At 71.0% G+C, this 26,929-nt stretch carries 25 protein-coding genes and 2 pseudogenes; 14 read left to right on the forward strand and 13 right to left on the reverse strand.

The window, feature by feature from the left end; all coding sequences use genetic code 11:
* Positions 1-13 precede the first annotated feature (13 nt).
* From FM051_RS41190 to rfbH, 6 genes are all read left to right on the forward strand, one after another.
* Positions 14-895 (forward strand): NAD(P)-dependent oxidoreductase, encoded by an 882-nt coding sequence (locus FM051_RS41190; RefSeq protein WP_420803656.1) that lies wholly within the window; start codon positions 14-16, stop codon positions 893-895.
* A gap of 336 nt (positions 896-1,231) precedes the next feature.
* On the forward strand, positions 1,232-2,410 hold the full coding sequence (locus FM051_RS41195; RefSeq protein ID WP_158852540.1) for an acyl-CoA dehydrogenase family protein: 1,179 nt from the start codon (positions 1,232-1,234) through the stop codon (positions 2,408-2,410).
* 177 nt (positions 2,411-2,587) lie between these two features.
* Positions 2,588-4,024: a flavin monoamine oxidase family protein gene (locus FM051_RS41200; protein ID WP_158852541.1), complete on the forward strand. Its 1,437-nt coding sequence runs from the start codon at positions 2,588-2,590 to the stop codon at positions 4,022-4,024.
* 180 nt (positions 4,025-4,204) lie between these two features.
* On the forward strand, positions 4,205-5,461 hold the full coding sequence (locus tag FM051_RS41205) for a nucleotide disphospho-sugar-binding domain-containing protein (protein ID WP_158852542.1): 1,257 nt from the start codon (positions 4,205-4,207) through the stop codon (positions 5,459-5,461).
* Positions 5,462-5,477: 16 nt separating this feature from the next.
* Positions 5,478-6,554: a glucose-1-phosphate thymidylyltransferase gene (locus FM051_RS41210; RefSeq protein WP_158852543.1), complete on the forward strand. Its 1,077-nt coding sequence runs from the start codon at positions 5,478-5,480 to the stop codon at positions 6,552-6,554.
* Between the two features lie 14 nt (positions 6,555-6,568).
* The gene (gene rfbH, locus FM051_RS41215) at positions 6,569-7,873 is read left to right on the forward strand and encodes a lipopolysaccharide biosynthesis protein RfbH (protein WP_158852544.1); all 1,305 of its coding nucleotides are present in this window, start codon (positions 6,569-6,571) and stop codon (positions 7,871-7,873) included.
* Positions 7,874-8,019: 146 nt separating this feature from the next.
* Here the strand turns inward: rfbH and FM051_RS41220 are convergent, their stop codons facing one another.
* Complete coding sequence (locus FM051_RS41220; RefSeq protein ID WP_158852545.1) at positions 8,020-8,430, reverse strand: YybH family protein; 411 nt, start codon at positions 8,428-8,430, stop codon at positions 8,020-8,022.
* 19 nt (positions 8,431-8,449) lie between these two features.
* Positions 8,450-8,968 carry a flavin reductase family protein gene (locus tag FM051_RS41225; protein WP_238413013.1) on the reverse strand — a complete coding sequence of 173 codons (519 nt, stop codon included), beginning with the start codon at positions 8,966-8,968 and terminating at the stop codon, positions 8,450-8,452.
* Between the two features lie 182 nt (positions 8,969-9,150).
* On the opposite strand from FM051_RS41225, the gene FM051_RS41230 reads away from it, so the two are divergent.
* Together FM051_RS41230 and FM051_RS41235 are read left to right on the forward strand one after the other, a co-directional pair.
* Positions 9,151-10,677 (forward strand): aspartate aminotransferase family protein, encoded by a 1,527-nt coding sequence (locus FM051_RS41230; RefSeq protein ID WP_158852546.1) that lies wholly within the window; start codon positions 9,151-9,153, stop codon positions 10,675-10,677.
* 177 nt (positions 10,678-10,854) lie between these two features.
* Positions 10,855-11,133 (forward strand): winged helix-turn-helix transcriptional regulator, encoded by a 279-nt coding sequence (locus tag FM051_RS41235; RefSeq protein WP_338019523.1) that lies wholly within the window; start codon positions 10,855-10,857, stop codon positions 11,131-11,133.
* 4 nt (positions 11,134-11,137) lie between these two features.
* Here FM051_RS41235 and FM051_RS41240 read toward each other — a convergent pair whose 3' ends face one another.
* Positions 11,138-13,300 carry an AfsR/SARP family transcriptional regulator gene (locus tag FM051_RS41240; RefSeq protein ID WP_158852548.1) on the reverse strand — a complete coding sequence of 721 codons (2,163 nt, stop codon included), beginning with the start codon at positions 13,298-13,300 and terminating at the stop codon, positions 11,138-11,140.
* A 631-nt stretch (positions 13,301-13,931) separates the two neighbouring features.
* On the opposite strand from FM051_RS41240, the gene ligD reads away from it, so the two are divergent.
* The gene (gene ligD, locus FM051_RS41245; RefSeq protein WP_158852549.1) at positions 13,932-14,873 is read left to right on the forward strand and encodes a non-homologous end-joining DNA ligase; all 942 of its coding nucleotides are present in this window, start codon (positions 13,932-13,934) and stop codon (positions 14,871-14,873) included.
* Between the two features lie 9 nt (positions 14,874-14,882).
* Here ligD and FM051_RS41250 read toward each other — a convergent pair whose 3' ends face one another.
* Positions 14,883-15,704: a bifunctional DNA primase/polymerase gene (locus FM051_RS41250; protein ID WP_158852550.1), complete on the reverse strand. Its 822-nt coding sequence runs from the start codon at positions 15,702-15,704 to the stop codon at positions 14,883-14,885.
* 257 nt (positions 15,705-15,961) lie between these two features.
* Between FM051_RS41250 and FM051_RS41255 the strand changes: the two genes are divergently transcribed.
* Positions 15,962-16,900 carry a S41 family peptidase gene (locus FM051_RS41255; RefSeq protein ID WP_158852551.1) on the forward strand — a complete coding sequence of 313 codons (939 nt, stop codon included), beginning with the start codon at positions 15,962-15,964 and terminating at the stop codon, positions 16,898-16,900.
* A gap of 2 nt (positions 16,901-16,902) precedes the next feature.
* Here FM051_RS41255 and FM051_RS41260 read toward each other — a convergent pair whose 3' ends face one another.
* Positions 16,903-18,315 carry a SulP family inorganic anion transporter gene (locus FM051_RS41260; RefSeq protein WP_202919293.1) on the reverse strand — a complete coding sequence of 471 codons (1,413 nt, stop codon included), beginning with the start codon at positions 18,313-18,315 and terminating at the stop codon, positions 16,903-16,905.
* A gap of 353 nt (positions 18,316-18,668) precedes the next feature.
* On the opposite strand from FM051_RS41260, the gene FM051_RS41265 reads away from it, so the two are divergent.
* On the forward strand, positions 18,669-19,199 hold the full coding sequence (locus FM051_RS41265; protein WP_158852553.1) for a YbhB/YbcL family Raf kinase inhibitor-like protein: 531 nt from the start codon (positions 18,669-18,671) through the stop codon (positions 19,197-19,199).
* Positions 19,200-19,250: 51 nt separating this feature from the next.
* Here FM051_RS41265 and FM051_RS52435 read toward each other — a convergent pair whose 3' ends face one another.
* The 3 genes and pseudogenes from FM051_RS52435 to FM051_RS54175 form a co-directional block, all read right to left on the reverse strand.
* Positions 19,251-19,580 carry a hypothetical protein gene (locus FM051_RS52435; protein WP_238413014.1) on the reverse strand — a complete coding sequence of 110 codons (330 nt, stop codon included), beginning with the start codon at positions 19,578-19,580 and terminating at the stop codon, positions 19,251-19,253.
* Positions 19,581-19,941: 361 nt separating this feature from the next.
* Positions 19,942-20,355 (reverse strand): hypothetical protein, encoded by a 414-nt coding sequence (locus FM051_RS52440; RefSeq protein WP_238413015.1) that lies wholly within the window; start codon positions 20,353-20,355, stop codon positions 19,942-19,944.
* 82 nt (positions 20,356-20,437) lie between these two features.
* Positions 20,438-20,587 (reverse strand): annotated as a pseudogene (locus FM051_RS54175) (ATP-binding protein); the annotation flags it as partial.
* Between the two features lie 411 nt (positions 20,588-20,998).
* Here FM051_RS54175 and FM051_RS41275 point away from each other — a divergent pair.
* Positions 20,999-21,529, forward strand: a complete 531-nt coding sequence (locus tag FM051_RS41275) for a hypothetical protein (RefSeq protein ID WP_158852555.1) — start codon at positions 20,999-21,001, stop codon at positions 21,527-21,529.
* Between the two features lie 114 nt (positions 21,530-21,643).
* Entirely contained in the window at positions 21,644-22,612 is a 969-nt protein-coding gene (locus FM051_RS41280; protein ID WP_158852581.1) for a methyltransferase, read from the forward strand.
* Between the two features lie 110 nt (positions 22,613-22,722).
* Here FM051_RS41280 and FM051_RS41285 read toward each other — a convergent pair whose 3' ends face one another.
* Positions 22,723-23,556 (reverse strand): alpha/beta fold hydrolase, encoded by an 834-nt coding sequence (locus FM051_RS41285; RefSeq protein ID WP_158852556.1) that lies wholly within the window; start codon positions 23,554-23,556, stop codon positions 22,723-22,725.
* A gap of 118 nt (positions 23,557-23,674) precedes the next feature.
* Here FM051_RS41285 and FM051_RS41290 point away from each other — a divergent pair, with 118 nt between their 5' ends.
* Entirely contained in the window at positions 23,675-24,352 is a 678-nt protein-coding gene (locus FM051_RS41290) for a hypothetical protein (protein WP_158852557.1), read from the forward strand.
* A 356-nt stretch (positions 24,353-24,708) separates the two neighbouring features.
* On the opposite strand, the pseudogene FM051_RS54180 reads toward FM051_RS41290, so the two are convergent.
* The 4 genes and pseudogenes from FM051_RS54180 to FM051_RS41310 form a co-directional block, all read right to left on the reverse strand.
* Positions 24,709-25,026, reverse strand: a pseudogene (locus FM051_RS54180) (histidine kinase dimerization/phosphoacceptor domain-containing protein); the annotation flags it as partial.
* A gap of 29 nt (positions 25,027-25,055) precedes the next feature.
* Positions 25,056-25,265 carry a hypothetical protein gene (locus FM051_RS41300; RefSeq protein WP_158852558.1) on the reverse strand — a complete coding sequence of 70 codons (210 nt, stop codon included), beginning with the start codon at positions 25,263-25,265 and terminating at the stop codon, positions 25,056-25,058.
* A 9-nt stretch (positions 25,266-25,274) separates the two neighbouring features.
* Complete coding sequence (locus FM051_RS41305) at positions 25,275-25,415, reverse strand: hypothetical protein (protein ID WP_158852559.1); 141 nt, start codon at positions 25,413-25,415, stop codon at positions 25,275-25,277.
* Positions 25,416-25,595: 180 nt separating this feature from the next.
* Positions 25,596-26,735 carry an ABC transporter substrate-binding protein gene (locus FM051_RS41310; protein ID WP_158852560.1) on the reverse strand — a complete coding sequence of 380 codons (1,140 nt, stop codon included), beginning with the start codon at positions 26,733-26,735 and terminating at the stop codon, positions 25,596-25,598.
* Between the last annotated feature and the right edge of the window lie 194 nt (positions 26,736-26,929).

Below are 26,929 nucleotides of genomic sequence, written 5' to 3' on the forward strand. Positions count from 1 at the left end.
GCTGCACCGGAACATGCGTGAACATGCGCGACGTCGCCTTCACCGCTGTCGGGCCGCGAACCACGGAAGGATGAACTACATGATGGACACCGGTCGTTCCCCGGTGACGGTCATCGGCCTCGGCGCCATGGGTCAGGCACTCGCGGCCGCGTTCCTGCGCGCCGGCCACCCGACGACGGTGTGGAACCGCACGGCGGCGAAGGCCGAGCCGCTGGTCGCGGAGGGCGCCGTGCGCGCCGAGACGGTCGCGGAGGCGGTTGAGGCCGCGTCGCTGGTCGTGGTCTGCGTACTGGACTACCCGGCGGTGCGGGCGGTGCTGGAGCCGGTCGCCGCGAAGTTGTCCGGCCGGGTGCTGGTCAACGTCACCAACGGCACGGCGCAGGAAGCGCGCTCGACCGCCGAGTGGGCCGCTGGCCTGGGCGCGGAGTACGTCGACGGCGGGATCATGGCCATCCCGCCGGTGATCGGCTCGCCCGAGGCGGTGATCCTCTACAGCGGGTCGCGCGAGGCCTTCGACAAGCACGCCGACGCCCTCGCCACGTGGGGCACCAGCAGGTTCCTCGGCTCCGACGCGGGCCTGGCCGCGCTGCACGACCTCGCCCTGCTCAGCGCCATGTACGGGATGTTCGCGGGCGTCAACAACGCCATCGCGATGGTGCGCACCGAGAAGGTCACCGCGGTCGAGTTCACCGAGTCGCTGCTCATGCCGTGGCTGAACTCCATGGTCGCGGTCCTGCCGATGCTGGCCGAGGAGGTCGACTCGGGCGCGGAGATCTCGCACGAGCGCAAGCTCGTCGAGCAGGTGGCGCTCGCCAACATCATCGAGACGGCCGCCACGCAGGGCGTGGCACCCGACGTCATCGCGCCGATCCAGTCGATCAAGGATCACGCCTGACCACACCACAGGCGGACCCCAGCCGCCTCTCCCCGAACCGGGAGGATCGCCGCGGCGATCCTCCCGGTTTCTTTTCCGCGCCGGGCCGTCGTCACGCCCGGTGATCTCGAAGCGGTAATCGTTCACCCATCAGCCGGTAAGCCGCGTCCGATTACCACTCCATGAGCGGAGTTTTCCACTGCCCGCCGTCACCGACGGTAGGGTCGCTTCTGCCGGCGGGGACGGAGTCGCCATCGCGATTCCGGCAGCCGATTCGGCGTAGCGGTCCACACCGCCGCCGCGGTCCGGGAAAACCCCGCACCACCGCTTTGAGAACCCGTGGAAGAGGAGTTTGGAATGGGCTCGATCACGGCCGAGGCCGAACGCATTCTGAACGCGGTCCGGGAAATTGTCCCCACGCTCAGGAACAACGGCGTCGAGGCAGAGGACCGCCGCTGGATCCCCGACGAAAACGTCAAACTTCTGGAACAGGCAGACGTGTTCCGGATGGCGGTGCCCCGCCGGTTCGGCGGCCTTGACCTCCCGCTGGCCGACCAGGTGCGGGTGCTGACCGAGATCGCCCGGGGCTGCGGCTCGACGAGTTGGGTGTCGGTCGCCTGGGTGTCCGGCGCCTGGCTCGCCACGCTGTACCCGGACAAGACGCAGGAGGAGATCTTCGCCAACGGTTCGGTGCGCGTCTCCGGCGGCTTCACGCCATCCGCCACCCTCGTGCCGACCGACGGCGGGTACATCCTCAACGGCAGCTGGCGGTTCAACTCCGGGTGCCGCGGTGCGGACTGGGACCTGCTGGCGGCGCTGATCGAGCATCCCGGCGGCGAGTACCAGCCGATGTACGCGATGGTCCCCATGTCGGAGCTGACGATCGCCGACGACTGGCACGTCTCCGCCGCGATCGGCACGGGCAGCTCCACCACGACGGCGACCGACGTGTTCGTGCCCGCGCACCGGGTGGCCGACGCCGCGGAGGCGCTGGCCGGCACGACGGGCGACCGCTCGAACACCGGCGCGACCGGCCGCAACTACGGCCTGGTCGGCGTCGTGATGGCCGAGTCCGTCGCCACCTACATCGGGATGGCCAAGGCCGCGTACGAGCTGTTCGTCGCCCAGCTCCCGGGCAAGGGCATCGCCTACACGAACTGGGCCGAGCAGAGCCAGCACCCGCTGACCCAGATCCGGGTCGCCACCGCGGCGAACAAGATCGCCGCCGCCGAGGCGCTCGCGGACGGCTACCTGCGGCTGCTCCAGGAACGCGCGGACGCAGGCGTGCAGCCAACGCTGGAGGAGCGCGCGGCCATCCGCGGTCAGTGCGGGTTCGCCATCCAGCTGGTCAAGGAGGCCGTCGAAGGGCTGCACGACATCAGCGGCGGCTCGGCGATCGCCCGCAAGGCCCACTTCCAGCGGTTCTACCGCGATCTCGAAGGCCTGTCGCTGCACGGGATGATGACCCCGAACGCGAACCTCGAGGTGCAGGGGCGCGTCCTGCTCGGCCTCTCGCCGGACACCGACCTGCTCTGAGCGCCGCACGGCGCCCGCCTCCCCCCTTCCCGCGACCGCGACGACGACCAGCCGCGCTCGCGCGCCACGACTCGACCGCCCGAACGACCGCCGCGGTCACACGTTCGCTAATGCGAACAGAGTGTCACCTGTCGCACCAGATCAGTCCCCACCGCACAGATCAGATCGAAGGAAGTCATGGAATCAGGTCACCAGTCGCCGGGCACCCGGTCCGGTCTCAGCAGGCGCACGCTCCTCCGGGCCGGGTTCACCGGCCTGGCGGCGGCAGCGGCCTCCGGCGGCGTGTGGACCGCGCACGCGAGCGAGTCCACCACGTACGACGTCATCATCATCGGCGCCGGGTTCGCCGGGATCACCGCCGCCCGCGCGCTGAGCGCGAGGGGCTTGCGCCCGCTGGTCCTGGAGGCGCGCAACCGCATCGGCGGCCGGGCGTGGACCACCACGTTCAACGACATGCAGGTGGAGATGGGCGGCACCTGGGTCGACCCGAAGCAGCCCAACACGTGGCGCGAGGTCCAGCGCCACGGGATGCCCCTGGTCACCGACCTGGACGCCGAGTTCGCGATCCTGCCGACGTCCTCGGGGTACCAGCGGTTCACGATGTCCCAGGTCGTCGAGCGCCAGGCGCCGCTGGTGCAGCGGCTGATGGAGGGCTCGCAGGACTACCTGCCCGACCCGTACGACGCGTTCTCCCGGTCCGACCTGCTCGCCTCGGTCGACGGGCTGTCGCTGCGCGACCGGCTCAACCAGCTCAACCTCACCGCCGACGAGGAGCTGTCCATCAACGGACTCACCTCGTCGTACGCGGGCGGGTCGAGCGCACGCGGCGCGCTGACCATGCTCGCCCACTGGTGGGCGCTGTGCGGACGGACGTACGAGGGCCTGGGCAGCATCAACGTGCAGCGGCTCGCGCCGGGGATGAACGCCCTGGCCAAGGCGATGCTCGCCGAGGCGAGCAAGGCGACGCTGAAGCTGAACTCGCCGGTGAAGTCGGTGGACGACGACGGGCGGACCGTCCGGGTAACCACGCGGTCCGGCGAGCAGTTCACCGCGTCCGCCGCGGTGGTCGCCGTGCCGGTCAACGTGTGGAAGCGGATCTCTTTCACCCCCGGCCTGCCGACCGAGCACACCAGCCTGTCCACGCAGACGGTCGGTGCGCCGAACGCCAAGAAGATGTGGCTGCACGTGCGCGGCGACGTCGGGCACTTCCTCGGCGAATCACCGGAGGGCGCGGGCCCGCTGGCCGCGGTGTTCCCGTACCGGGACGTGTCGGACGGCCAGATCATGATCGCGTCGAGCGTCGACCCGGCGCTGAACGTCAACGACCGGGCGGCGATCGAGAGGGGCGTGCGGGTGTTCGCGCCGAACGCCCAGGTGGTGTCGGTGAAGGGGCAGGACTGGGGCTCCGACGAGTTCTCCCTCGGAGGCTGGTCGTTCCGCCGACCGGGCCAGATGACGACGAGCCTGCGGGCTGTGCAGGCACCGCGCGGCAGGCTGACGTTCGCCACAAGCGACATCGCCCTGGCGTGGTCGGGCTACATCGACGGCGCCATCGAGTCCGGGCAGCGCGCGGCCGACCAGGTCGTGTCGATGATGTCGCGAATGGCCGCCTGACCCCGGTCACCGGCCGACCACCCGTCGTCCGCGCGCCCACCACCGGCGCGTCGGACGACTTTTTCTTTTACTCGCGGACCGGATTCCCGATTACTTGGCGATGGGCGGCGGGTGGTCGGCCCTGCGCTAGCGTCGCGAACGCCAGGAATTTTCCGATCGGAATTGTCCGAAGAGGCATCCATGCGCATTCTGTTCACCATCCTGCCCGCGTCCGCCCATCTGTACCCGGTGGTGTCCCTCGCCTGGGCTTTCCAGGCCGCGGGCCACCAGGTGTGCCTCGCCGCGCACAGCGACGTCGTCGAGGAGGCCACGACGGTCGGGTTGCCCGCCGTGGTGCTCGGCGCCGACGACCTCATTCCGGAACAGCGGTTCGACGCCGAGAAAGCCCGCCGGTCCGGCGAGGAGTTGAATTTGTCCGCGGACGAGCGGCACCTCTGGGACACGGTGTACGACATGATGCTCCCGGAGCTGTCCCGGTTCCGCCCGGACGAGAACACCACGCCCGAGGAGTACCGCCTGCTGGTTGACGACCTGGTCGACTTCGCGAAGGAATGGCGGCCCGATCTCGTGCTGTGGGACCCGACCTGGGTCAGCTCGCCGGTCGCGGCGCGCGTCGCCGGCGCCGCCCACGCCCGCCTGCTGTGGGGCCCGGACATGATGGGTTGGGCGCGGCAGCGGTTCGTCGCGGCCGGGGCGTCGGAGAACCCGATCGACGAGCTGGTGCGCCCGCTGGCCGAGCGGCACGGCGTCGAGGTGGACGACGAGCTGGTGCTCGGCCACTGGACGATCGACCAGATGCCGGGCCGGATGCGCCTGCCGGTCGACACGCTCTACGTCCCCATGCGCCCCGCGCCCTACAACGGCGCCGCGCCGTTCGACGAGTGGCTGTACCGGCAGCCCGAGCGGCCCCGCGTCTGCCTCACCCTGGGCGTGACGAATCGGACGTATTACAAGGACAGCGAGGAGCGGATCGCGCGGCTGCTGAGCGCGCTCGGCGACCTCGACATCGAGGTCGTCGCCACGCTGGACGAGTCGCAGCTCACCGGCCTGCCGCCGATCCCGGACAACGTGCGCACGATGGCGTACGTGCCGCTCAACCAGCTCCTGCCGACGTGCTCGGCGGTCGTCCACCACGGCAACACCGGCACGTTCACGGCCGCCTTGGTGCACGGCGTGCCGCAGGTGATCGCCGTGGACGAGGCCGGGCTCGCCGTCACCACGGCCGAGTTCGTCGCGGCGCGCGGCGCGGGCATCGGGGTCGACCCGATCGCCTCGTCGGTGGAGGAGATCCGCAAGCAGGTGCACGAGGTCGTGCAGGACCCGTCCTACGCGGCGGGCGCGCGGGCGCTGCACGACGAGGTGCTCAACGCGCCGGCGCCGACCGACCTGGTGCCGATGCTGGAGCGGCTGACCGAGCGCCACCGCGCCCGCCGGTGAGCCGGGAGAAGGCATCGTGAAGGCACTCGTGCTCTCGGGCGGGGCGGGCACCCGCCTGCGGCCGTTCAGCCACTCCACACCCAAGCAGCTGATCCCCGTCGCGAACCGCCCGGTGCTCGAACACGTCCTGGACAACATCCGCGCCCTCGGCATCGAGGACATCGGGATCGTCGTCGGCGACCGGGCGGACGTCATCGCCGACGCGATCGGTGACGGCGCGCGGTTCAACGCGCGGATCACCTACCTACGCCAGGACCGCCCACTGGGCCTGGCGCACTGCGTGCGGATCGCGCGCGGTTTCCTCGGCGACGACGACTTCGTGATGTACCTGGGCGACAACCTGCTGCCCGACGGCGTGGTCGACATCGCGGACGCGTTCCGCGCGTCCCGGCCGGCCGCGCACGTGGTCGTCCACAAGGTGCCCGACCCGCGGGCGTTCGGGGTCGCCGAACTCGACGCGCACGGCCGGATCCTGCAGCTGGTGGAGAAGCCTCAGGAGCCGCGCAGCGACCTCGCCCTGATCGGCGTGTACTTCTTCACCCGCGCCGTCCACGAGGCGGTCGCGGCGATCGCGCCGAGCGCGCGCGGCGAGCTGGAGATCACCGATGCCATCCAGTGGCTGCTGGCCAACGGTCGGGCGGTGACCGCGAGCGAGTACGACGGGTACTGGCGCGACACCGGCCGCATCGAGGACGTGCTGGCGTGCAACGCGCACCTCCTCGGCGGGTTGCGCTCGCACGTCGCGGGTGAGGTGGACGCGGCGAGCCGGGTCGGGGCCGGTGTCGTGATCGGGTCGGGCGCGCGGGTGGTCCGGTCGCGCATCGAGGGTCCCGCGATCATCGGCCCGGACACGCTGGTCGAGGACAGCCACGTCGGCCCGAACACCGCCGTCGGCCGCGGCTGCGTCCTGCGGGCCAGCCGGATCGCGGACTCCATCGTCCTGGACGGCGCCGCGATCGACGCCGTGCCGGGCCTGTCGCACTCGCTGATCGGCAAGTCGGCCACGGTGACCGCCCGGTCCGCGCGGCCCGAGCCGGACACCGGGCTCCGCCTGGTGCTCGGCGACCACTCCAGCGTCGAGATCGCCGCGTGAAGGAAGGAACCGCCTTGAGCGATCACAAGCAGTCCGTCCTGGACCACGCCCGCAAGTACCACACCGATCGGGAGGGCGTGGCGGGGTTCACGCCCGGTGTCACGGAGATCTGGCCATCCGGCGCGGTGCTCGACGCCGACGACCGGGCGGCGCTGGTCGAGGCCGCGCTGGAGATGCGGATCGCGGCGGGCGTCAGCTCGCGGCGGTTCGAGTCGGCGTTCGCGCGGAAGCTGGGCCACCGCAAGGCGCACCTGACCAACTCCGGCTCGTCGGCGAACCTGTTGGCGCTGACGGCCTTCACCTCGCCGCTGCTGGAGGACCGCCGACTGGTGCCGGGCGACGAGGTGATCACGGTGGCGGCCGGCTTCCCCACCACCGTGAACCCGATCCTGCAGAACGGCCTCAAGCCGGTGTTCGTGGACATCGAGCTGGGCACGTACAACACCACCGCGGAGCGGATCGAGCGGGCGATCGGGCCTCGGACCAGAGCGATCATGATCGCGCACGCGCTGGGCAACCCGTTCCAGGCGACCGAGGTGGCGCAGCTGGCCGAAGAGCACGAGCTGTTCCTGATCGAGGACAACTGCGACGCCGTCGGCTCCACCTACGACGGGAAGCTGACCGGGACGTTCGGCGACCTGACGACCGTGAGCTTCTACCCGGCGCACCACATCACGATGGGCGAGGGCGGTTGCGTGCTGACGTCCAACCTGGCGCTGGCGCGGATCGTGGAGTCGCTGCGGGACTGGGGCCGGGACTGCTGGTGCGAGCCCGGCGAGACCAACAAGTGCCTCAAGCGGTTCGACTACCAGATGGGCACGCTGCCCGAGGGCTACGACCACAAGTACATCTTCTCCCACGTCGGCTACAACCTGAAGGCCACCGACATCCAGGCGGCGCTCGGCCTGAGCCAGCTGTCCAAACTGGACGAGTTCGGCGCGGCGCGGCGGCGGAACTGGCGGCGGATGCGGGAGGGTCTCGACGGCGTGCCGCACCTGGTGCTGCCCGAGGCGACCCCGCGCAGCGACCCGAGCTGGTTCGGCTTCGTGATCACCATCGACCCGGCGGCCCCGTTCGGCCGCAAGGAGATGGTGGACTTCCTGGAGAACAGGCGGATCGGCACCCGGCTGCTGTTCGCGGGCAACCTCACCCGCCACCCGGCCTACGCCGGGCGCGACTACCGGGTATCCGGCGAGCTGACCAACAGCGACGTCGTCACCGAGCGGACGTTCTGGGTCGGCGTGTACCCCGCCATCACCGACGAGATGGTCGACTACGTGGTGGCCTCGATCCGGGAGTTCGTCGACGGCAACCGGTGACCGCCCGCGATGCCCGCCCCCGGCCGGCGACGGCCGGGGGCGGGCACCGGCATGTCCGGGTGGTGGTGCGGGAACGGGCGCCGGGACCGGTCGTGTGACCGGTCCCGGCGCCCGCGGTGGTCTCCGTCAGCCCCGGGTCGCGTGCGTCACCAGGGCAGCTCCTGGTCCAGCACCGGCCGGTCGACCGACATGTACCAGGTGCCGTCGGGGTCCCGCCGCAGCACGTCGGTGCAGCTGCCGGTCAGCCGCACGGGCTGCCCGTCCGGCCCGGTGATGTCGAGCGTGAAGTCGACGACGACCAGCGACACGTCACCGGCGCGGTGCGCGTAGCGGATCTTCGGGTCGATCTTGGGCCCGGAGGCCAGGATCTGCGCGGCGGCCTCGCGGCGCGCGTCGCCGCTCAGCGGCACGCCCGACAGGTTCGAGATGGAGTCCTCCCGGTAGAGGCCGTCGAAGACCTCCACCCGCCCCGAGTTGAACGCGGCCTTGAACACCGCGTTCTGGATCTCGGGGTCGTCGGTCAGCTCGAGGTTGTCCAGGTTCACACTGGCGGTCATCGGTAAACTCCGTTCCGGTTCACGTTGAAACCCGTCGGTATCCGCCGTCGAAGTACAGCAACGGCTCTCGGTCCGGACCGCACGTGGATTGCAGCACCGCACCGATGAAAATGGTGTGGTCGCCGGCGACGTGCGATTCCACCAAAGCGCATTCCAGCCACGCGACCGCGCCCGTGAGCAACGGCGCGCCGGTGTGCGGCCCCGGTGCCCAGCCGATCCCCTCGAACTGCGCGAGGCCGTCCGGGCGGGCCTTGTCCGCGAAGTGGCTCGCCACCGCCTGCTGCCCCGCCGCCGCGATCGACACCGCGAAGTGCCCGGCCTCCACGACCGCGTCGTGCATGACGGCGCTGTGGGCGACGCAGCACAGCACCAGAGGCGGGTCGAGCGACACCGAGGAGAAGGCGTTGGCGGTCATGCCGTGCACGCGCTTGCCGGCCACCGTGAGCACCGTGACGCCACTGGCGAACCTCGCCATGGCCGTTCGCAGCGGCACGTCCTCGCGGACCGCCAGCGCGCCGATCCCGTCATCATCAGACACGTCGATCCCCTGAAGCGCTCCTCAAAACGGAACCCCAACGGTATCGACGCGGATCCACCGGCAGGTAATCAACCGGTCGATTACCACCCCATTACCGCGCGCACCCGTGACCGGAACGCGCCGCCACTAGGCTGGCGCGAAAAGTACCCGACAGTCGCCGAAACGCGAAATGGGTGTTGCAAATGAATTCGTCCGTCGACCGCCGACTCGCCGAACCGCACATGCGCGACTGGCTGTCCACCGTGGGATTGGACGTGGAGTACGTCCGCGCGGCCGGGACCACCCTCTACCGGCTCGACGAGCAGGGCCGCGAGGTCCCCGTGCTCGACCTCACCGGCGGGTACGGCTCGCTGCTGCTCGGCCACCACCACCCCGAGCTGGTCGAGCACGCCAAGCGGGTGCTCGACGCCGGGACGCCGGTGCTGGCGCAGCTGTCCCGGCACCCGCTCGCCGACCGGGTGGCCGAGAGGCTGAACGCCATCCTGCACCGCGAGTTCGACACCCACGAGCCTTACCAGGTGGTGTTCGCCAACACCGGCGCGGAGGCGATCGAGGCCGCGATCAAGCACGCCGAGCTGGACCGCGTGCTGCGCCTGGGCGCCGTCACCGCCGAGATCGCGGCCAACGTCGAACGCGCACGGGCGGCCCTGGCCGACGGCGCGGTGCCGGACGGCGACGTCGACCTGGACGACGTGGCCCGCCACAACGCCGAGCAGCTGGCCCGGCCGCCGCTGTTCCTCGCCCTGGAGGGCGGCTTCCACGGCAAGCTGATGGGCAGCGTCCAGCTCACCCACAACCCGCAGTTCCGCGAGCCGTTCGCGGCCCTGGGCGCGCAGGCCCGGTTCGTCCCCGCCGGGCGGCCGGAGGAGCTGAAGCGGGTCGTGGACGAGGAGTCGCTGACGCTGCGGGACGTCGTGGTGGACGGCGCCGCGGTCCGCGTCGTGGACCGCCCCGCGCCCGCGTTCTGCGCGTTCGTCCTGGAGCCGATCCAGGGCGAGGGCGGCATCACCTCGCTCACCCGCGAGTTCGCCGACGAGGTGCGGCGGGTGTGCGCGGAGGTCGACTGCCCGGTGATCGTGGACGAGGTGCAGAGCGGCACGGGCCGGTCCGGGGCGTTCTTCGCCGCCTCGCACATCGGCCTGCTCGGCGACTACGTCGCGCTCGGCAAGAGCCTGGGCGGCGGCCTGGCCAAGACCTCGGCGGTGCTGGTCCGGCAGTCGCGGTACCGGCCGGAGTTCGAGTTCGTGCACAGCTCGACGTTCGCCAAGGACGGCTTCTCCAGCGCGATCGCGCTCAAAGTGCTGGACCTGCTCGAGGCCGACGGCGGTCGCGCGTACCGCACCGTCGCCGAGCGCGGCGAGCGCCTGCTGTCGGCGCTGCGGGCGATCCGCGCGGACTTCCCGGACGTCGTCAAGGACGTGCGCGGGCGCGGCCTGATGGCCGGCCTGGAGTTCCACGACCAGTCGGGTTCCGCGTCCGAGGCCATCGGCGCGAGCGCGCGTGCGGGCTTCCTGGGGTACGCGATCTCAGGCCACCTGCTGCGCGAGCACCGCATCCGCACGTTCCCCACCGCCAGCGCCGTGAACACGCTCCGCTTCCAGCCGTCGCTGCAACTCACCGACGCCGAGGTCGACCGGCTCGACGTGGCCCTGCGCACCGTGTGCGACCTGCTCTCCAGGGCTGACGGGCAGGCCCTGCTGGGCGGCTGACCGGTTCAGACCACTGTCGGCGAATCCGGACGTATCAGTCACAAGGCATCACTCCGCTGCTACTCTCTGTTCAAGTAGCCGGTGGTGTCAGCCGCCCTCGATCGAACGACACGTGGATAAGGCGGTGTGAGCATGAGCCCGCGGGCGAGACCTCATTTCTGCAGTCTGGACGCCGCGATGGACGTCCTGAGCGGGAAGTGGAAGATCCTCATCCTGTGGGAGCTGCGCGAGCAACCGCGCAGGTTCGGCGAACTCCGCCGCCTTGTTCCCGGTATCAGCGAGAAGGTCCTCGTCCAGCAGTTGCGGGAGCTCGAGGCCGACGGCGTGGTCAGCCGCGAGTCGCACGACGGCGCCCAGCCTCGCGTGGAGTACTCGCTCACGCAGGCCGGCCTCGAGCTCACCAAGGCGCTGCAACCGCTCACGGACTGGAGCCTGCGCTACCTCGTCCGCGTCTGATCGGTCACCGGCCGACGGCGTCGGCCACTCGGCCACCCTGTTGTCGGCGCGTCGACAGGACGTCCAGCAGCGGCCCCCAGCTCTGCACCGTGTTCCACGAGTTGGTCCCGGCCCGGTGCCAGCGGATCCACCTGATCACGTTCTCGCCCGCCACCAGCCCGTCGATCAGCCGGTCCACCCCGGCGTCGGTCAGCGGCTCCAGGGTCAGCGTGCTGTTGTGCCGCTTGCCCAGGCCCCACCCGGGGCGGCGGCGCAGCAGGTCCGGCCGGGCGCTGCCCACCACCAGCAGCGGCGTGTCGGCGTGGTCGGCCAGACCGTCCACGAAGTCCAGCAGGGCGTCGTCGGCGCGGTGCAGGTCGTCGATCACCAGCACCACCGGCTGGTCGAGCGCCGCGTGCGCCAGGACCCGGTGCCAGGACACGCTCGTGCCGTCCCCTCCGACCACGTTGATCCGACCGTCCGGGACGGACGGCGCCGCGCCCTCGGCCGCACGGATGGCCCGAGCCAGTTCATCCTGCACGACCTGCGTGGCGTCCTTGCCGGACGCGGCGATGCGGCCGAGGCACAGGTGCACCAGGTGCGCGCGGTCGCCGTGCAACCGGCCGAACTCCGCCAGCAGCCGCGTCTTGCCGGTGCCCGCCTCACCGAGGACGGTGACCAGGTGCGCGGTGGACCAGTGCCCCGCGCGGTCCAGCAGGGACCGCAGTACCTCCAGGTCGAACTCCCGCTCGACGGTCGGCACGTGGTTCTGCCCGATGGCGTCGAGCCGGATGCCCTGCACCGCCCAGTAAGCGCGGTCGGCGGTGCGCTCGTAGCCGATCGTCGCCCCGGCGGCCGCCCGGGTGTCCTCGCACACGCGGATCTCCCCCGGCTCGGCCAACGACAGCAGCGCGTGCCCCCGGTCGAGCAGCGCGCCCCGGATGGCGGAGCCCGCGCGCGCCCCGTCCCGGGAGCGCAGCAGCGCCTCGCCGGTGACCACGGCGGCGCTGACGACCAGCCCGCAGGACGGGTCATCGGCCGCGCACGCCTCGAGGTCGTCGCGGATGGCCAGGGCGGCGAGCACGGCGCGCTCGGCGTCGTCGTCCACGGCGCCGCAGTCGTGGAACAACGCCACCGACACGGACCCGACGATGGCGGAGAGCGTGCCGCCGAAGTGCTCGACGGTGTCGCGGACGTGCTGCGACACGTCCTCCAGCAGCTGGTCGACGGCGTGCGGGTCGCGGGACGGCAGCGGCCCGGCCTGGGCGCGCACCAGCACGACGCTGACCACGCCGCGCTCGGGCTTGGCCTCCCGCGGCCTGGGCACCAGCGGCGGCTCGGGCGCGGCGGCGACCTCGGGCACGACCTCGGACACGGGCGCGACCTCGGCGGCGGGCACCTCCACCACGACCCGAGGTCTCGCCCCGGTGCTCGGGACCTGGTACAGCGCCGGGTCGTGAGCGAGGATCGCCTGCTGGAGCTTCTGCAGTTCACGGCCCGGTTCCAGGCCCAGCTCCTCGATCATCTTGGCTCGGGCGCGGCTGTAGACACCGAGCGCGTCGACCTGCCTGCCCGCCCGGTACAGCGCGAGCATGAGCTGGCCGAACGAACGCTCCCGCACGGCCGCGCTCTCGATCATCACCTCCAGCTCGCCCACGATCGCCAGGTGGCGACCGCAGCGCAACTCGGCCTCGAAGTAGTCCTCCATCGCGTCCCACAGCGTGTTCTGCACGGCACCCATCTCCGGCCAGGTCACGCCCGCCTCGGCGAGGTCCGCCAGCACCCGGCCGCGCCACAGGCCCGTGGCCTCGCGCAACAGCCGGCTCGCTGCCTCGGCGTCGCCCGCGTCGAGCCGCTGCCGACCCACCTCCACCTGCTGCTGGAAGCGGTGCAGGTCGACCGTGGTGGGGTCGAGCGCGAGCTGGTAGCCCGGCGCCTGCGTGAGGAGCCGCGCGCCCTGCTCGCGCTGGTTGGCGGGCGACAGCACCCGGCGTAAGCCCCACACCGCGTTCTGCAGGATCTTGCGGGCCGAGGTGGGCGCGCCGTCGACGGACCACAGCGCGGTCAGCAGCTGGCTGGTCGGCACCACGCGGTTCGCGTGCAGCAGCAGGTAGGCGAGCGTGGCCCGCTGCTTCGTCCCGCCCAGGGACAGCAGTTCGTATCCGTCGGAAACCTCGAGCGGCCCCAAGACACGGAAGTGCACAATTCCCCCAAATTGTGTTGTCAAATCGCCCGGCAGACGTCGCGAAATTGATTCACGAGATCGTCGACCACGGGCACGGCAGGAGGGCCTGACCAGTGAGCCCCCAGATCGGCCGGCAGATCGGCCGCATTGCCGCACCCTGAAACCGACCATAGCGGACACCCAACCGCAGGGTAAGTACTGACCTGGAGGTAAGCGATCAGGTCAACTTCCGACGAAACCGCAACCTTAGAACTAGACCATTCGAGTGACACTCGGAGCGAATTGCGGGCAAGGCGCTCGCGACGCGTGGATGCGCCATTATCCGGCTACCAGGAGGTAACTGCCACAAATGTGATGAGGAACAATCGCCAGTCCGAAGGGGGAGAATCTGTTCGCCCCGGAGTTCATATCGACGCGACCCCGAGCCCGCGCGTCTCGCAGGAAGTCGCCGACCACCCGCCTTCCCCGCGCGAGCGGGTGGTCCGCCGGCGGGCCGATCCGGACTGGGGTTTGTGCTCATTTTCCTCACCCGAGCGCGGGTCGCTCTCCACCTCGCTGGGATGTGCCGACGGTGACCACGCCGAGAGGAGGCTGGTGACGCGCTGATCGGCGTGATCCGGGTTAGGTTGCCCGCATGGCCGGAAAGGTGCCTTCGGTGGAGCTGGAGGTCGGGGACCGCACCGTGCGGATCTCCAACCCGGATCGCGTCTACTTCCCCGCGCGCGGGGAGACCAAGCTCGACCTCGCCCGGTACTACCTGGCGGTCGGCGACGGGATCGTCCGCGCGCTGCGTGAGCGGCCGTGCATGATGCACCGCTTCCCGTCCGGGGTGACCGGCGAGAAGGTGCACCAGAAGCGGCTGCCGCAGGGCGCGCCGCCGTGGGTGCGCACCGTGCGGGTGCACTTCCCCCGGTACAACCGGCACGCCGACGAGCTGTGCGTGACCGACATCGCGGACGTGGTGTGGGCGGTGCAGATGTCCACCGTGGAGTTCCACCCGTGGAACTCGCGCAGCGCCGACACGGAGAAGCCGGACGAGTGGCGCATCGACCTCGACCCGATGCCGGACTGCCCGTTCTCCCGGGTGCGGCGGGTCGCGCACGTGGCGCACGAGGTGCTGGACGAGTTGGGCGCGGTGGGCTGGCCGAAGACCTCGGGCGGGGCCGGGCTGCACGTCTACGTGCGGATCAAGCCCGAGTGGGGTTTCGCCGACGTGCGGCGCGCGGCGTTGGCGTTCGCCCGCGAGGTGGAGCGGCGGGTGCCCGACGACGTGACCACGACGTGGTGGCGGCGCGACCGCGACCCGCGCAGCCTCTTCATCGACTACAACCAGAACGCGCGTGACCACACGATCGCCAGCGCGTACTCGGTGCGGGGCGTGCCGGAGGCGACCGTGTCCACACCCGTGCGGTGGGACGAGATCGACTCGCTCGACCCGCGTGACTTCACCATCGCGTCGGTGCCCGCCCGGTTCGCGGAACTGGGCGACCTGCACGCGGGCATCGACGACGCGGTGTTCTCGCTGGAACCGTTGCTGGAGTGGGCTGACCGGGACGGCGTCGAACCGCCCGAATGAGCTTTCGGTTCACCGCAGCACGCGCGGCTGCCGGCGGCCCAGCGCGATGCCGTTCCCGATGTGGTGCAGCGCCTCCCGCTCGGTCCACCCCTCGATGCCGTTGTGGGTCGAGGCGGCGGCCAACAGCAGTGACGTCGCGGTCGCCTCGTCCAGCCAGCCCGCGCCGACCAGCTCGCCGAGCCGGCAGGCGGCGGTGAACACGATGTGCGCCCGTGCACCCGGTCGGGCTTCGTGCACGCGCTCCACCTCGCCGTCCACCACGGCGGCGCGGTAGGCGTCGACCCGGCGCGGCGACGGCCGTTGGGCCGGGATCGGCAGGTCCTCGGGCGGCGGTGGGGTCAGCACGGCGACCAGCCACTCCGGGGCGGGCGCGACCGGGGCGTCCCGCACCACGCGGTACTTGTGGTGGCCGAGCAGCGAACCTGCGGCGACCACGTACCCGCCGACGCCACGGGTGTCGACGTGCGGCGCGATCTTGCCGACGGTGTTGCCCAGCGGCACGTCCGGTGCCCGGAAGTAGCGGTGCTCTCCCCCGCTGGGCGTGGCCACGGTGTACGTGTCGCGCGGGTCCTCCTCGCCGTGCTGCCAGGCGCGTCGGGCGAACGCCTCGCGGCCGTGCGGCACGTCGAGGTCCACCACCAGCAACCCGGCCGGGCCGCACGAGATGCCGACGTTGTAGGCCCGGCGCGACCACCAGTGCCTGATCCGGTCCCGGTCGAGGGTCGCCTCCTCGTCCCAGCCGCGCAGCGCGGGCACCTTCCCGTGCGGGCGCAACGGCATCACGGGCCACCCTCGCGCGGCGGCGGCCAACGCCGCCCGGTACCTGGTCATGGTCGTTCCCCCTAGTGTTCGGGCAACGGGGGAAGCGCCGCCGGTTTCCAGTGTGCCGGTGTCAGGACTGCCGGTACAGGGCCACCAGGACGCCGTGCACGGCTTCGTCGTCCCGCTACACCGGCACTGGTTCCGGGGTACCCGCCGGACTTCGTCGGCAACCGGGCCGAGCGCCGAGTCGGCTGGTCGGCACGGGTGCGCGGCCTGGTGCGAAAAGCGGGCGTCCGGCAGCGCGGGCCCGTGCTCTACTTCGCGGTGTGGACACCAGAGCGATCATCGACCGGACCCGTGAGCTGCTGGTCGAGCACTACGTCTTCCCCGACGTCGCCGAGAAGCTGGACGCGCTGCTCGCCGCACGGCTGGCCTCGGGCGCGTACGAGGTGGCGTCACCCGAGGAGTTGGGTGCCGTGGTCACTGCGGATCTCCAGTCGGTGAACGGCGACCGGCACCTGCGGTTGAAGTTCCACGCCGACGAGGTGCCCGACGGTGACGACTCGGCGGTCATGCAGCAGGTCGCCCGCGAATTCGACCTGTCCCTGGGCGGTGTCCCGCAGCTGCGCCGGTTGGCGGGCGGGGTGGTGCACCTGGAGCTGGCGCCGTCGCTGTTCCCGGTCGAGTGGGCCGCCGAGGGCATCACCGCCGCGTTCACGCTGGCGTCGCGCGGCGAGGCGTTGATCATCGACCTGCGCGGGAACACCGGCGGCGACCCGGAGACCGTCGCACTCGTGTGCACCCACCTGCTGGACGAGGCGACCCACCTCAACACCATGCACGACCGGGCAGGCGAGGCCTCCCGGCAGTTCTGGAGCCAGACGCACGTGCCGGGCAGGCGGTTCGGCGGCAGTAAACCGGTGTACGTGCTGACCAGCGGCAAGACGTTCTCCGGCGCCGAGGAGCTGGCGTACGACCTCCAGCAACTCCGCCGCGCCACGATCGTCGGCGAGCGCACCGGCGGCGGCGCGCACCCACGCCGCGGCTTCACCGTCCACCCGCACTTGGAGGCGACGATCCCGACCGCGCGGGCGGTCAACCCGGTGTCCGGCACGAACTGGGAACTGGTCGGCGTGGCACCGGACATCGACGTCCCGGCCGCCGACGCCCTCGACCGCGCGCACCGCGAGGCGCTGGCCGAACTCGACCGCCGGGGCGGCGACTCACCGGCACTGGCCGAGGTGCGCGCCGCCCTGCACGGCTGAGGTCAGTGGCTGCTCAGCTCGCCGGTGAGGGTGCCGTGGAGCTTGGCGCTGTGCCGGTTGAGACCGGTGATCTCGACGGTCTTGCCGCGGTCGGCGTACTTCGCGGTGACGGCGTCCAGCGCGGCGACCGAGGAGGCGTCCCAGATGTGCGCGGCGGTCAGGTCGATGACCACCCGGTCCGGGTCGCCCGCGTAGTCGAACCGGTGCACCAGGTCGTTGCTGGACGCGAAGAACAGCTCGCCGGTCACCGTGTAGACGACCTGGTCGCCGTCGGGGTCGAGCAGCGCCTCGACGGTGGCCACCCGTGCGACACGGCGGGCGAACACCGCCATGGCGACCACCGAGCCGACCACGACACCGATGGCCAGGTTGTGCGTGACCACGACCACCGCCACGGTGACGACCATGACGCCGATCTCGCCGGCGGGCATCCGGCGCAGGGTCGCAGGCTTGATCGAGTGCCAGTCGAACGTCGCGAACGACACCAGCACCATCACCGCGACCAGCGCCGCCATCGGGATCTCCGACACGACCGGCCCGAACGACACGCACAGGACCATCAGGAACGCCCCGGCCAGGAACGTCGACAGCCGGGTGCGGGCGCCGTTCTTCACGTTGATCATGGTCTGGCCGATCATCGCGCAGCCGCCCATACCGCCGAAGAAGCCGGTCACCACGTTGGCGACGCCCTGACCGATCGACTCGCGGGTCTTGTTCGAGCGGGTGTCGGTGAGGTCGTCCACGAGCTTCGCCGTCATCAGCGACTCCATCAGCCCGACCAGCGCCAACGCCAGCGCGTACGGGGCGACGATCCGCAGCGTCTCCAGCGTGAACGGCACGTCGGGCAGGCCGGGCACCGGCAGCGACGACGGCAGCTCGCCCCGGTCGCCGACCGTCGGCACGGCGATGCCCGCGCCCACCGTCAACGCGGTCAGCGCCACGATCGACACCAGCGGCGCGGGCACCACCTTGCTCAGCCGGGGGAACAGCACCATCAGCACCAGCGCGCCGACCACCAGCGGGTAGACCACCCACGGCACGTCGACCAGCTCCGGCACCTGGGCCAGGAAGATCAGGATGGCCAGGGAGTTGACGAACCCGACCATCACCGAGCGCGGCACGAACCGCATCAGCCCGGCCACGCCCAGCCCGCCGAGCACCATCTGGATCAGCCCGCCCAGGATGACCGCGGCCAAGAGGTAGCCGAGGCCGTGCTCACGGGTCAGCGGCGCGACGACCAGGGCGACCGCGCCGGTGGCGGCCGAGATCATCGCCGGACGTCCGCCGACGACCGAGATGACCACGGCCATGGTGAACGAGGCGAACAGGCCGACGCTGGGCGCGACCCCGGCGATGACCGAGAACGAGATCGCCTCCGGGATCAGCGCCAGGGCGACCACCAGCCCCGCCAGCACCTCGGTGCGCAGCACCTTCGGGTCCAGCCAGGCCGGGCGTCGTGCCGAGTGGACGTCCGGCGAGGTCGGAGGCGTGTTCGGTGCGGAGGGGTTCACAACCACCCTGTCGTGCTCGGGCGCGCTCCGAGGCGCGCGAAACGTGGGCTCGCCGGTCAGGGGGTGACCACGGCGGTCGGGAATCGGGTGGAGTGGAACCGGGACGTCGTCGGCACCGGTCTCGGGGTGGGCGCGGGCCTCACCACCGCGGGCATCCTACCGGCCCGTGAGCAGGCACCCGCCCGAGTGGGGAGGCAGGTGTACCGGCGGAGGACGTGGGTAGGCCCCTAGTTCGGACGATCGGAAGGGAGCCGACCATGCCCGATCCCGGTAGCCATGCCTACGACGTGCGCCGCGCGGCCGGTCCGGCCGGCGGCGGGGGTGGAGTCGAGGAGGACGGCGGCCTGCACGCGCGCAGCGCCGCGTTCAGCGGTCACACGATGATCCCCGACCGGTACTCGTACGACGGCGGCAACACGTCGCCGCCGCTGGAGTGGTCGGACGTGCCGGCGGGCACGGCGGAACTGGCACTGCTGTGCGAGGACCCCGACGCGCCGGGCGGGACGTTCGTGCACTGGGTGGTCGCGGGCATCCCCGCGGACGTGACCGCGATCGAAGAGGGTTCCGTGCCGCCGGGCGCGGTCGTCGGCCGCAACGACTTCGGCAAGCAGGGCTGGGCCGGGCCGCGGCCACCGGTGGGCGACGAGCCGCACCGCTACTTCTTCCGGCTGTACGCCGTGGACCGACCGCTCGGCCTCGGCGAGGGCCTCACCGCGGACGACCTGCGCAGCGCGGTCGAGGGACACGTGCTGGCCCACGGCACGCTGGTCGGCCTGTTCGGCCGCTGACCGCCTGGTGCCGGGTGGCCCGACCACCCGGCACCACACACCTCGGCGGCATCAGGCCCGCGACTGTGCGAGTCCCCGTTGCAGGTCGTCGGCGTTCATCACCGGGATGAACTCGACGGTGACGAGGTCGGTCTCCGGTTGGAAGGTGGGCTCGGTGACGAGTGCCGCTCGCGCCACGAGGTCGGGTCGCCCGATGTCGGCCGCGAGAGCCGCGGCCTCCGGGCACGCGTCAAGACCGCCGGGCAGGTCGGACGACAGGTAAAGCGCCCCGCCGAGGGCCAGCAGGAGGCGACAGCGACCGGCTTGGTCGAGTTCACCGGCGCCGACATCGAGTGCCAAGCGGAACAGTCGGGCGCCCTCCTCGTAGGCGTGGCGGCGCATCGCCTCGTCCCGGCGCGCTCGATCCAGCCGGACGCCCTGGCCGAGTCACCGAGGACCGCCGCAACCGCCCAGTGGCGCGCGAGGTCGAACACGTGCGGTTGGAGTCGTCCCGCGAACACCTGCTCGACGGCCTCAGCCGCCGTCCGGTGGAGCGTCACCCGCTCGGGAGTGCCCAGGCCGGCTTCGACGGCATCACGGATGATGGCGTGCGAGAAGCGGTGCCGCGCCGGAGTGGAGGCAGGCTCGACCACCCCCGCCGCGGCTGCCTCGTCGAGCGCGTGGAGGCACGCTGGCACCGGCAGATCGACCATCTCCGCGACGACGGCCAGCGAGAACTCCTGGCCGACGATCGAGGCGGCCCTCAGCAGCCGGACGCATTCCGACGGGAGTCGGTCCAGCCGCGCACTGATCGCGTCCCGCACGCCGGCGGTGACCGGTGTGGCCGACGCGCCGGCCTGTCGCGATGGTTCGCCACGATGAGCAGTCGCTCGCCACTCAGGTTTCCCGCGACATGCCGCGGTAGCAGCAGCGATGGCCGATCCGCCGCGTGCAGGTCGTCGAGCACGACCACCAGCGGGAATCGAAGGCTCACCTGCCGCAGCAGGATTGCCACCGCATCGAACCGCCGGACCCGGTCCTCGACCGATGCGGTGCCGTCCGCACGCTCCTCGGCGCCGGTGAAGACGTCCGGTGCCAGCGGGCCGAGATCCCGGGTCAGTCGGTGCTCGTCGGCAATCGCGGTCAGGTCGACGATGGTGGACGCGGCGCGCAGCACCTGCCGCCACGGCCAGTACGGCGGCGTGCCCGCCGAGCCCGCCGCTCGGTCCCAGACCGCTGAGACGTCCTTGGTGCCGGGCCCACCGGCACAACTCCTCGGCCAAGCGTGTCTTGCCGATGCCCGGCTCGCCCAGGCAGAGCACGACGCGTGGGTGGCCGTCGAGCGCCGCCGCGAGACCGTCCGCCAGCACGGCGAACTCGCGCTCCCGTCCGACCAGCTCTGTTCGCATCAACGCCACCGCCCCTGAGCCCAGCGTGTCCCCTACCTCTCGGAACAGCCCCAACTTCGAGCGTTCAAACACTATGACCGGACTTGTCGGTGGCCGCCAAAGCGCGGACCGCCGCGACGGTCGCCCTCCACATCGCGCCCACCATCACCTCCATGTGGTCGAGCCATGACCGACTGTCGTAGAGGCGGTCGTCCGGGCGGAAGGTCGGTTCGAGGACGTCAAGGAGGCGTAAGACCTGTTCGACTTGAGTCGCGGTGGATGCGTCGGGAAATCGGAACGTGTTTCATCCCTTCGGGTAGTGATAATGAGTGGCCGCTGCCGATAACATCGGTACAGGGGGAACTCATGAATCACATTGAGGTTCGTCACGCAGACAGTGACCTCGTCGAAAGATTTGCGCACCGACTGCGGTTGTTCGATTCCAATGTCGATGGCATCGTGCGGCGGCGGGACGTGGTCGCGACGGCGGAGCGGTTGGTGCGCGGGTTCGGCATCGCACCGCAGTCGATCGGCGCCGAACGGGTCCGGGCCGGGTACGAGATGCTGTCGTTGGCGCTGCTCGCGGAGTTCGGCGACGTGGCGTGCGACGAGATCGCGGTGCGGGGATTCACCGCGGCGCTCACCGCGGACCCGACCAGGATGGCGGACGTGGGCCGGCGGATCGCCCGCGCCGACGCCGCGGCCGTGCGCGAATGCCTCGCGCCGATCGGCGAGGCGGTGAAGGCGGAACACGTGGCCGAAGTGATCGTGGTGCTCGGCGCGCACCCCGGCCACTTCCCGGTGATCCAACACACCTTGGAACGCGACGGCGCCCTGATCCGACTCACCGCCGCGATCCGCCCCTTCGCGGATTACTTCACCGGTTGCGACTACCCGGGCCTCTACGGCCGCCCACAGGGTCGACGGATGGCGGAATCGGACGGCCAGTGCGGGGTCGGGTGATCACGCCGCGAAGAGGATCGAGGCCGGCGCAGCAAGGGCAGGATCGATTTTCCGTTGACACGTACGACATAGTGGATTTTCGTGGAACACAACGACATCGACACGATCCGTCGTATGGCCGGGCTGGCTACGCCGATGACGCTGCGGGTCGCGGTGACCCTGGGTCTGCCGGATCGGCTACTCGGCGACGGCGCTTCCATCGACGAACTCGCGGTCGAGCTCGACGTTGCCCCGGTCGCGCTCGACCTCCTGCTGAACCACCTCGCGACCCTCGGGGTCGTCGAGCGCACCTCCACCGGCTACCGGACGACCGCGTACGGCGCGAACCTCTGTGTCGATGCCGGCAATGGCCTGACCGACCTCCTGCGTCTGGACACCGCCGGTGGCCGCGCCGAACTGGCTTTTGTCGAACTCGCCCACAGCGTCAGCACCGGTCAAGCGGCCTACCCACGCCGCTACGGGCAGGACTTCTACGCCGATCTGGCCGAGTATCCGCACCTCCGTGAGTCGTTCGACCGGCAGATGACGCACCGGTTCCGCGAGCAGATTCCGCGGATCGTCGCCGGTTTCGACTGGTCCCGGTTTTCCACCATCGTCGACGTGGGTGGTGGCCAAGGCAGCTTGCTCGCCGCGATCCTGGCGGCCCATCCTGGGATGCACGGCCACTTGGTCGATCTCGAACCGACTGCCGCCGAGGCCCGCCACACCTTCAGCGCGCACGATCTCGATGAGCGGACGCAGGTGACGGCGGGGAGCTTCTTCGACCCGCTCCCGGCAGGAGCGGATGCCTATTTGTTGTTCGACATCCTCCACAACTGGGACGACGAGCACGCCCACCGCATCCTGAGCCGTTGCGTTGAGGCCGCTCGCCCAGTCGGGCGCGTTCTGGTCATCGAAGGGGTCGGCGGGCTGCGGGCCAACAGCCAGAGCGACCTGGACATGCTCGTGATCTTCGGCGGTCGCGAGCGCCGGATCGACGAGTTCCGCGCGCTCGCCTCGTCGCACGGCCTGGTCCTCGACGCTGTGACCGACCTGACCGATCAACGCTGCCTTCTCGAATTCCAGTTCGCCGCCGGCCAATGAGATTTCGCCGCCGGCCGATGAGATAACGACGGCGTCGCGGTGCCCGACAGCTCGGGTCAGTGCTCGAAGGTGCGGACAGTGCACCAGCCAACGGTCGGCGGCGTTCGGCGTCACCCGGTCCGCGCGCGGAGCCAGTCCAGAGCGGATGCGGCCGAGGTGAGGACCGAGATGTGGCCGTCCTGTTCGGACACGCGCAGCTCGGCCGTTGGACACCGGCGTGCCAGCCACTCGCCGTGCGAGCTGGGCACGACGCGGTCGCGTCCACCGTGCAGGAGCAGCACCGGCGCGGTCACGTCGGCGGGGTCGAAGCCCCACGGGTTGACGTAGGCGAGATCGTCGTCGATCAGGGCACCGGGCCCGGCCTTCACGGCAGGCCCTACGACGTCGTCGAACCACGACCAGTCGCCGGAGAGTGCGGCCAGGTCCGCCGGGGTGAACTCCGGGTCGTACACGACGTCCGACGCCTCGAACCGCTCCTTCACCGCACGGCCCGCTGCCGCCGCCCGCAACGACGCCACCCCGGACGCCGCCATCCCCGCGAACCAGTCGAGCCCGTCCGCGCCGTACGGGGCGAGCCCGGCCGCGCTCACCACGGCGAGGACCCGTTCCGGCAGCAGTGCGCCGCACGCGAGAGCGTGCGGCCCGCCACCGGAGTGCCCGAACACCGCGAACCGGTCGATGCCCAGGGCGTCGGCGACGGCGGAGGCGCACGTGGCGGCGGACGCGACATCCCGATCGGGGTGCGGCGTCGACCCGCCGTAACCGGGGCGGTCGTAGGACACCCACCGGATGCCGAGCCGTGCGGCGTCGGGGAAGAGCGGGGTCGGGGGTGCACCGGTGTTCGGCGTGCCGTGGTGCCAGAAGACCGCCAGATCGCCCACGCCCGAGTCGTACGCGTGCAGCGTGCGGCCGTCGTCCAACTCGACATCGATCTCCGCTACCACCAGCGGAGCGTAACAGCAGCCTCCCGCAGTTCACCTGATCGAGATCGTGGTGACCGGAGAGGGCCTCACGTGCTGTGACGTCCTGCGGGAACGCGGGCGGAGTGGGACAGTGCCTGGCGTGGCGGATCGGTCGGTCGTGGCGTGGATGCTCGTGGCCTTTGTGGTCGCGTTCGTCGTCACGCGGCTGGTGACGCGGATGATCCGAGCCGGGCGCGGGCCGTTCCGGGACATCAGCGCCGGCGGGGTCCACGTGCACCACCAGGTGTTCGGCATCTTCCTGCTCCTGGGCACCGGCGCCATCTCCCTGGTGTTCCGCCCGGCGGACGGCTGGGCCGACGCCACCGCGGTCGGGTTCGGGATCGGGGCGGCGCTGACGCTGGACGAGTTCGCGCTGTGGCTGCGGCTGGACGACGTGTACTGGGGGCCGGAGGGACGGCGGTCGGTGGACGCCGTGCTGGTCACCGTCGTCGTCGGGCTGCTGCTGCTCGCCGGGTTCTCGCCGTTCGACGACGACCCCGACGACGGCAGCCTCGCCGCGGTGCTGGTGGTGGCGGTGAACCTGGTGTTCGCCGTGATCGCGATCCTGAAAGGACGGACGCTGCTGGGCATCTGCGGGCTGTTCGTGCCGCTGCTGGCCCTGTTCGCCACGTGCCGCGTCGCCCGCCCGGGATCACCGTGGGCCCGCCGCTGGTACCGACCGGGCTCGCGACGGCTGGCCAAGGCGCTGCGGAGGTTCCCACCGGGCCGCCGCAACCGGTGGGACCCGCTGGTCGACCTGTTCACCGGATCGCGCTGAAACCGCCCGCCGGACGTCGTTCCGCCGGCACACCGCGGCCCCGTGGCCGAAGATCGCGAAGTTCTCGTCGAGGAACTGCCGCAGATGGCGCGGAGCGTGCCCGATCTGGTCTTCCCCGCGCGAGCGGGGGTGGTCCCAACGGTGATGACGTCCACGCGTTGCGCCCGCGCGTGTCCGCCCACGTTGGACAGGGTCTCCTGGGCGGCGCGCAGGACGGTCACCTCGACCTCCGAGTGCAGCGGCTGGGGTGTTCCGGTCACCGTGAAGGTGGCGGGGACGCCGTACTGCTCCCGCCACGTCGCCACGGCCTGCCTCACGGCGTCACCCAGGCGGGCGTCCTGGAGCGGTCCGGGGCGCAGCGCCTCGATCGAGCGGCGGACCTCCACCAGGCTGGTGCGCGCCAGGCCGCCGGCGATCTCCAGCCGGGAACGCGCCGGACCGGGTGGGAGGGCGCGCTCGTCGATCGCCTCCAGCTGCGTGACGATCGCGGTCAGCCCCTGGGCGACGGTGTCGTGGATCTCCCGGGCCAGCCGCGCGCGTTCCCCGGCGACTCCGGTGGCCCTGGCCTGCTCGACCAGGAGCCCTTGCAGCCGGGCGTTCTCCGCGGCCACGGCGACCAGTTCGGCGTTGGTCTCCCGGCGCCGGATCGCCTCCCGTTCCATCGCCCTGATCATGCCGCCGACCAGCGCGGCCAGCGACGTGCTCAGGGCGAGGTTGAGCAGCAACCGGCGCGGGTCCGTCCGAGGACCATCAGCCACGGGATGTTCGCCGCGACCACGCCGGCGTACGCGGGCCACCCCGGCAGCGCGACGAACGCGAGCACGTAGCACATGGGGACGAACAGCTGGAACGCTTCGCCGCGCAGCACCAGGACGGAGGTGAACGCGAGCAGGCCGACGAAGTACCCGACCATCGGCCACACTCAGCGGTCCCACCACTGCGGGTGCGCCACCACGAACCACCAGTGCCACACCGCGAGACCCCCGGCGACCCCGGTCACCGCGTGCAACGCCGAGATCCCCCACAGCGTGACCGCCGACATCGGCTCCCAGACGCCGCCCACCGCCAAGCCGACGGTGATGCGCGATCGCCGCAGGTCGGCAGCCCGTTGGCGCCGAACAGTTCACTCGCGACCTGCTCGCTTGGACATCCGTGGCACGGTGATCCTTTCGTGGGGTTGTCGGCCGCTTCCGCCGTGGCGGAAGCGGCCGTTCGAGGAGATGTCAAGGTGTGTTGCGGAGGGTCAGGCTCCGGGGTGCAGGCCGAGCCAGCCGGGCGTCGGGTCACCCTTGACCTCGCCGAAGTACAGGGCGAAGGTCTGCTTCAGCCGCTCGACCCGGGCACGGTCCTCCATGAACCGGGGGAAACCGTCCACGTTGGCGTTCGGGTACTCCCAGATCGGCTTCAGGCCCGTCGGCGGGGCGACGTCCGTGCGCACCGACCAGTTGTTGGAGGTCTGGCGTTCGGTGGACAGCTGCCAGTTCAGGTAGAGCTTGGCCGCTGTCGGGTTGGCGGCCTGCCTGAGGATCGCGATCCGCTGGCCCCACGCCATGAACGAATGTCCGTCGGCCATCCCCATGCGGACCGGGCCGGTGCTGGTCGGGTTGCCGCCCGTGCCGACACCGATGATCGCCTCCTTGTTGTTGATCGCGGTGCCGGGCGAGAAGGAGCCACGGGCGAACTTCGGTTGCTGGGCGGCGAGGCCGGCGACCCAGTCCCAGCCGTAGGTCTCGGCGTAGAGGGCGTAGAGGTAGAGCACCGCGTCGTCGTCGTGCGGGTAGGACGAGGCGATGGCGCCCTTCCAGCGCGGGTCGACCAGGTCCAGCGGCGTCTGCGGCGCGTTGGTCCCAGCCGCCGCCACGTCGTACAGGTAGCTGAAGGCGATGACCATTCCGGCCACCCAGGCGCCGTCGGGGTCCTTGAACTTCCTGTGGAGCTTGCCGAATCCGGCGGGCTTGTAGTGCAGCAGCCGCCCCTCGCGCTTCCAGCGGGTGAAGTCGTGCAGCGTCTGCAACTGCACGACATCGGGGACCAGGGTGTTGGTCGCCAACTGGTTGTCCACGCGGACGTCGTGGTACTTGCTGTAGTCCACGATGAGATTGAGGTCGATCTCCGGGAACCGCTGGCGGAAGGCCGCTCGGGCACCCGCGCCGCTCCCCGAGTTGGCGAGGTCCCCGCCCGCGTAGATCACGAGCTTGCCGCCCTCGGCGAGGGCGTCCCGGTACAACTCGTCGAGGGTCCTGGTCTCCTCGGCGCCGAAGTCGTGCTGAGTGTCGGCGGGGGCGGCTGCGGCCATGGAGGCGGTGGCACCGAGCGTGCCGATGCCGAGCGCTGCGCCCGCTCCGGCGGCGAGGAAGCGCCGCCGACTGGGAAGGCTGGTCACTGGGGCAACCCTTTCTGAGTGGGAAGGGGGTGTCGAAGCCGGGATCGAGAACGGTCGATCGACCGTGCTCGTCACGGCTCCTGTCAGCAGGAAGGGGAATGCGGGCTCGGCGGAAGCCCAGCAATCCACCTGACGCAACAGTATCTGTCTCGTCAGGTATCTGCCGACCCCAGTGTGATGTGATTCTCTTGCTC

Origin of the sequence: Saccharothrix deserti, from assembly GCF_009769385.1 — a bacterium.
GTDB lineage: Bacteria > Actinomycetota > Actinomycetes > Mycobacteriales > Pseudonocardiaceae > Actinosynnema > Actinosynnema deserti.

Coding starts and splice junctions, on each gene's coding strand:
- FM051_RS41190 (WP_420803656.1), top strand. CDS start 14: ATGCGTGAACATGCGCGACGTCGCCTTCACCGCTGTCGGGCCGCGAAC.
- FM051_RS41195 (WP_158852540.1), top strand. CDS start 1,232: ATGGGCTCGATCACGGCCGAGGCCGAACGCATTCTGAACGCGGTCCGG.
- FM051_RS41200 (WP_158852541.1), top strand. CDS start 2,588: ATGGAATCAGGTCACCAGTCGCCGGGCACCCGGTCCGGTCTCAGCAGG.
- FM051_RS41205 (WP_158852542.1), top strand. CDS start 4,205: ATGCGCATTCTGTTCACCATCCTGCCCGCGTCCGCCCATCTGTACCCG.
- FM051_RS41220 (WP_158852545.1), bottom strand. CDS start 8,430: ATGACCGCCAGTGTGAACCTGGACAACCTCGAGCTGACCGACGACCCC.
- FM051_RS41230 (WP_158852546.1), top strand. CDS start 9,151: ATGAATTCGTCCGTCGACCGCCGACTCGCCGAACCGCACATGCGCGAC.
- FM051_RS41235 (WP_338019523.1), top strand. CDS start 10,855: ATGGACGTCCTGAGCGGGAAGTGGAAGATCCTCATCCTGTGGGAGCTG.
- ligD (WP_158852549.1), top strand. CDS start 13,932: ATGGCCGGAAAGGTGCCTTCGGTGGAGCTGGAGGTCGGGGACCGCACC.
- FM051_RS41250 (WP_158852550.1), bottom strand. CDS start 15,704: ATGACCAGGTACCGGGCGGCGTTGGCCGCCGCCGCGCGAGGGTGGCCC.
- FM051_RS41265 (WP_158852553.1), top strand. CDS start 18,669: ATGCCCGATCCCGGTAGCCATGCCTACGACGTGCGCCGCGCGGCCGGT.
- FM051_RS52435 (WP_238413014.1), bottom strand. CDS start 19,580: ATGCGCCGCCACGCCTACGAGGAGGGCGCCCGACTGTTCCGCTTGGCA.
- FM051_RS41280 (WP_158852581.1), top strand. CDS start 21,644: ATGGCCGGGCTGGCTACGCCGATGACGCTGCGGGTCGCGGTGACCCTG.
- FM051_RS41300 (WP_158852558.1), bottom strand. CDS start 25,265: ATGGTCGGGTACTTCGTCGGCCTGCTCGCGTTCACCTCCGTCCTGGTG.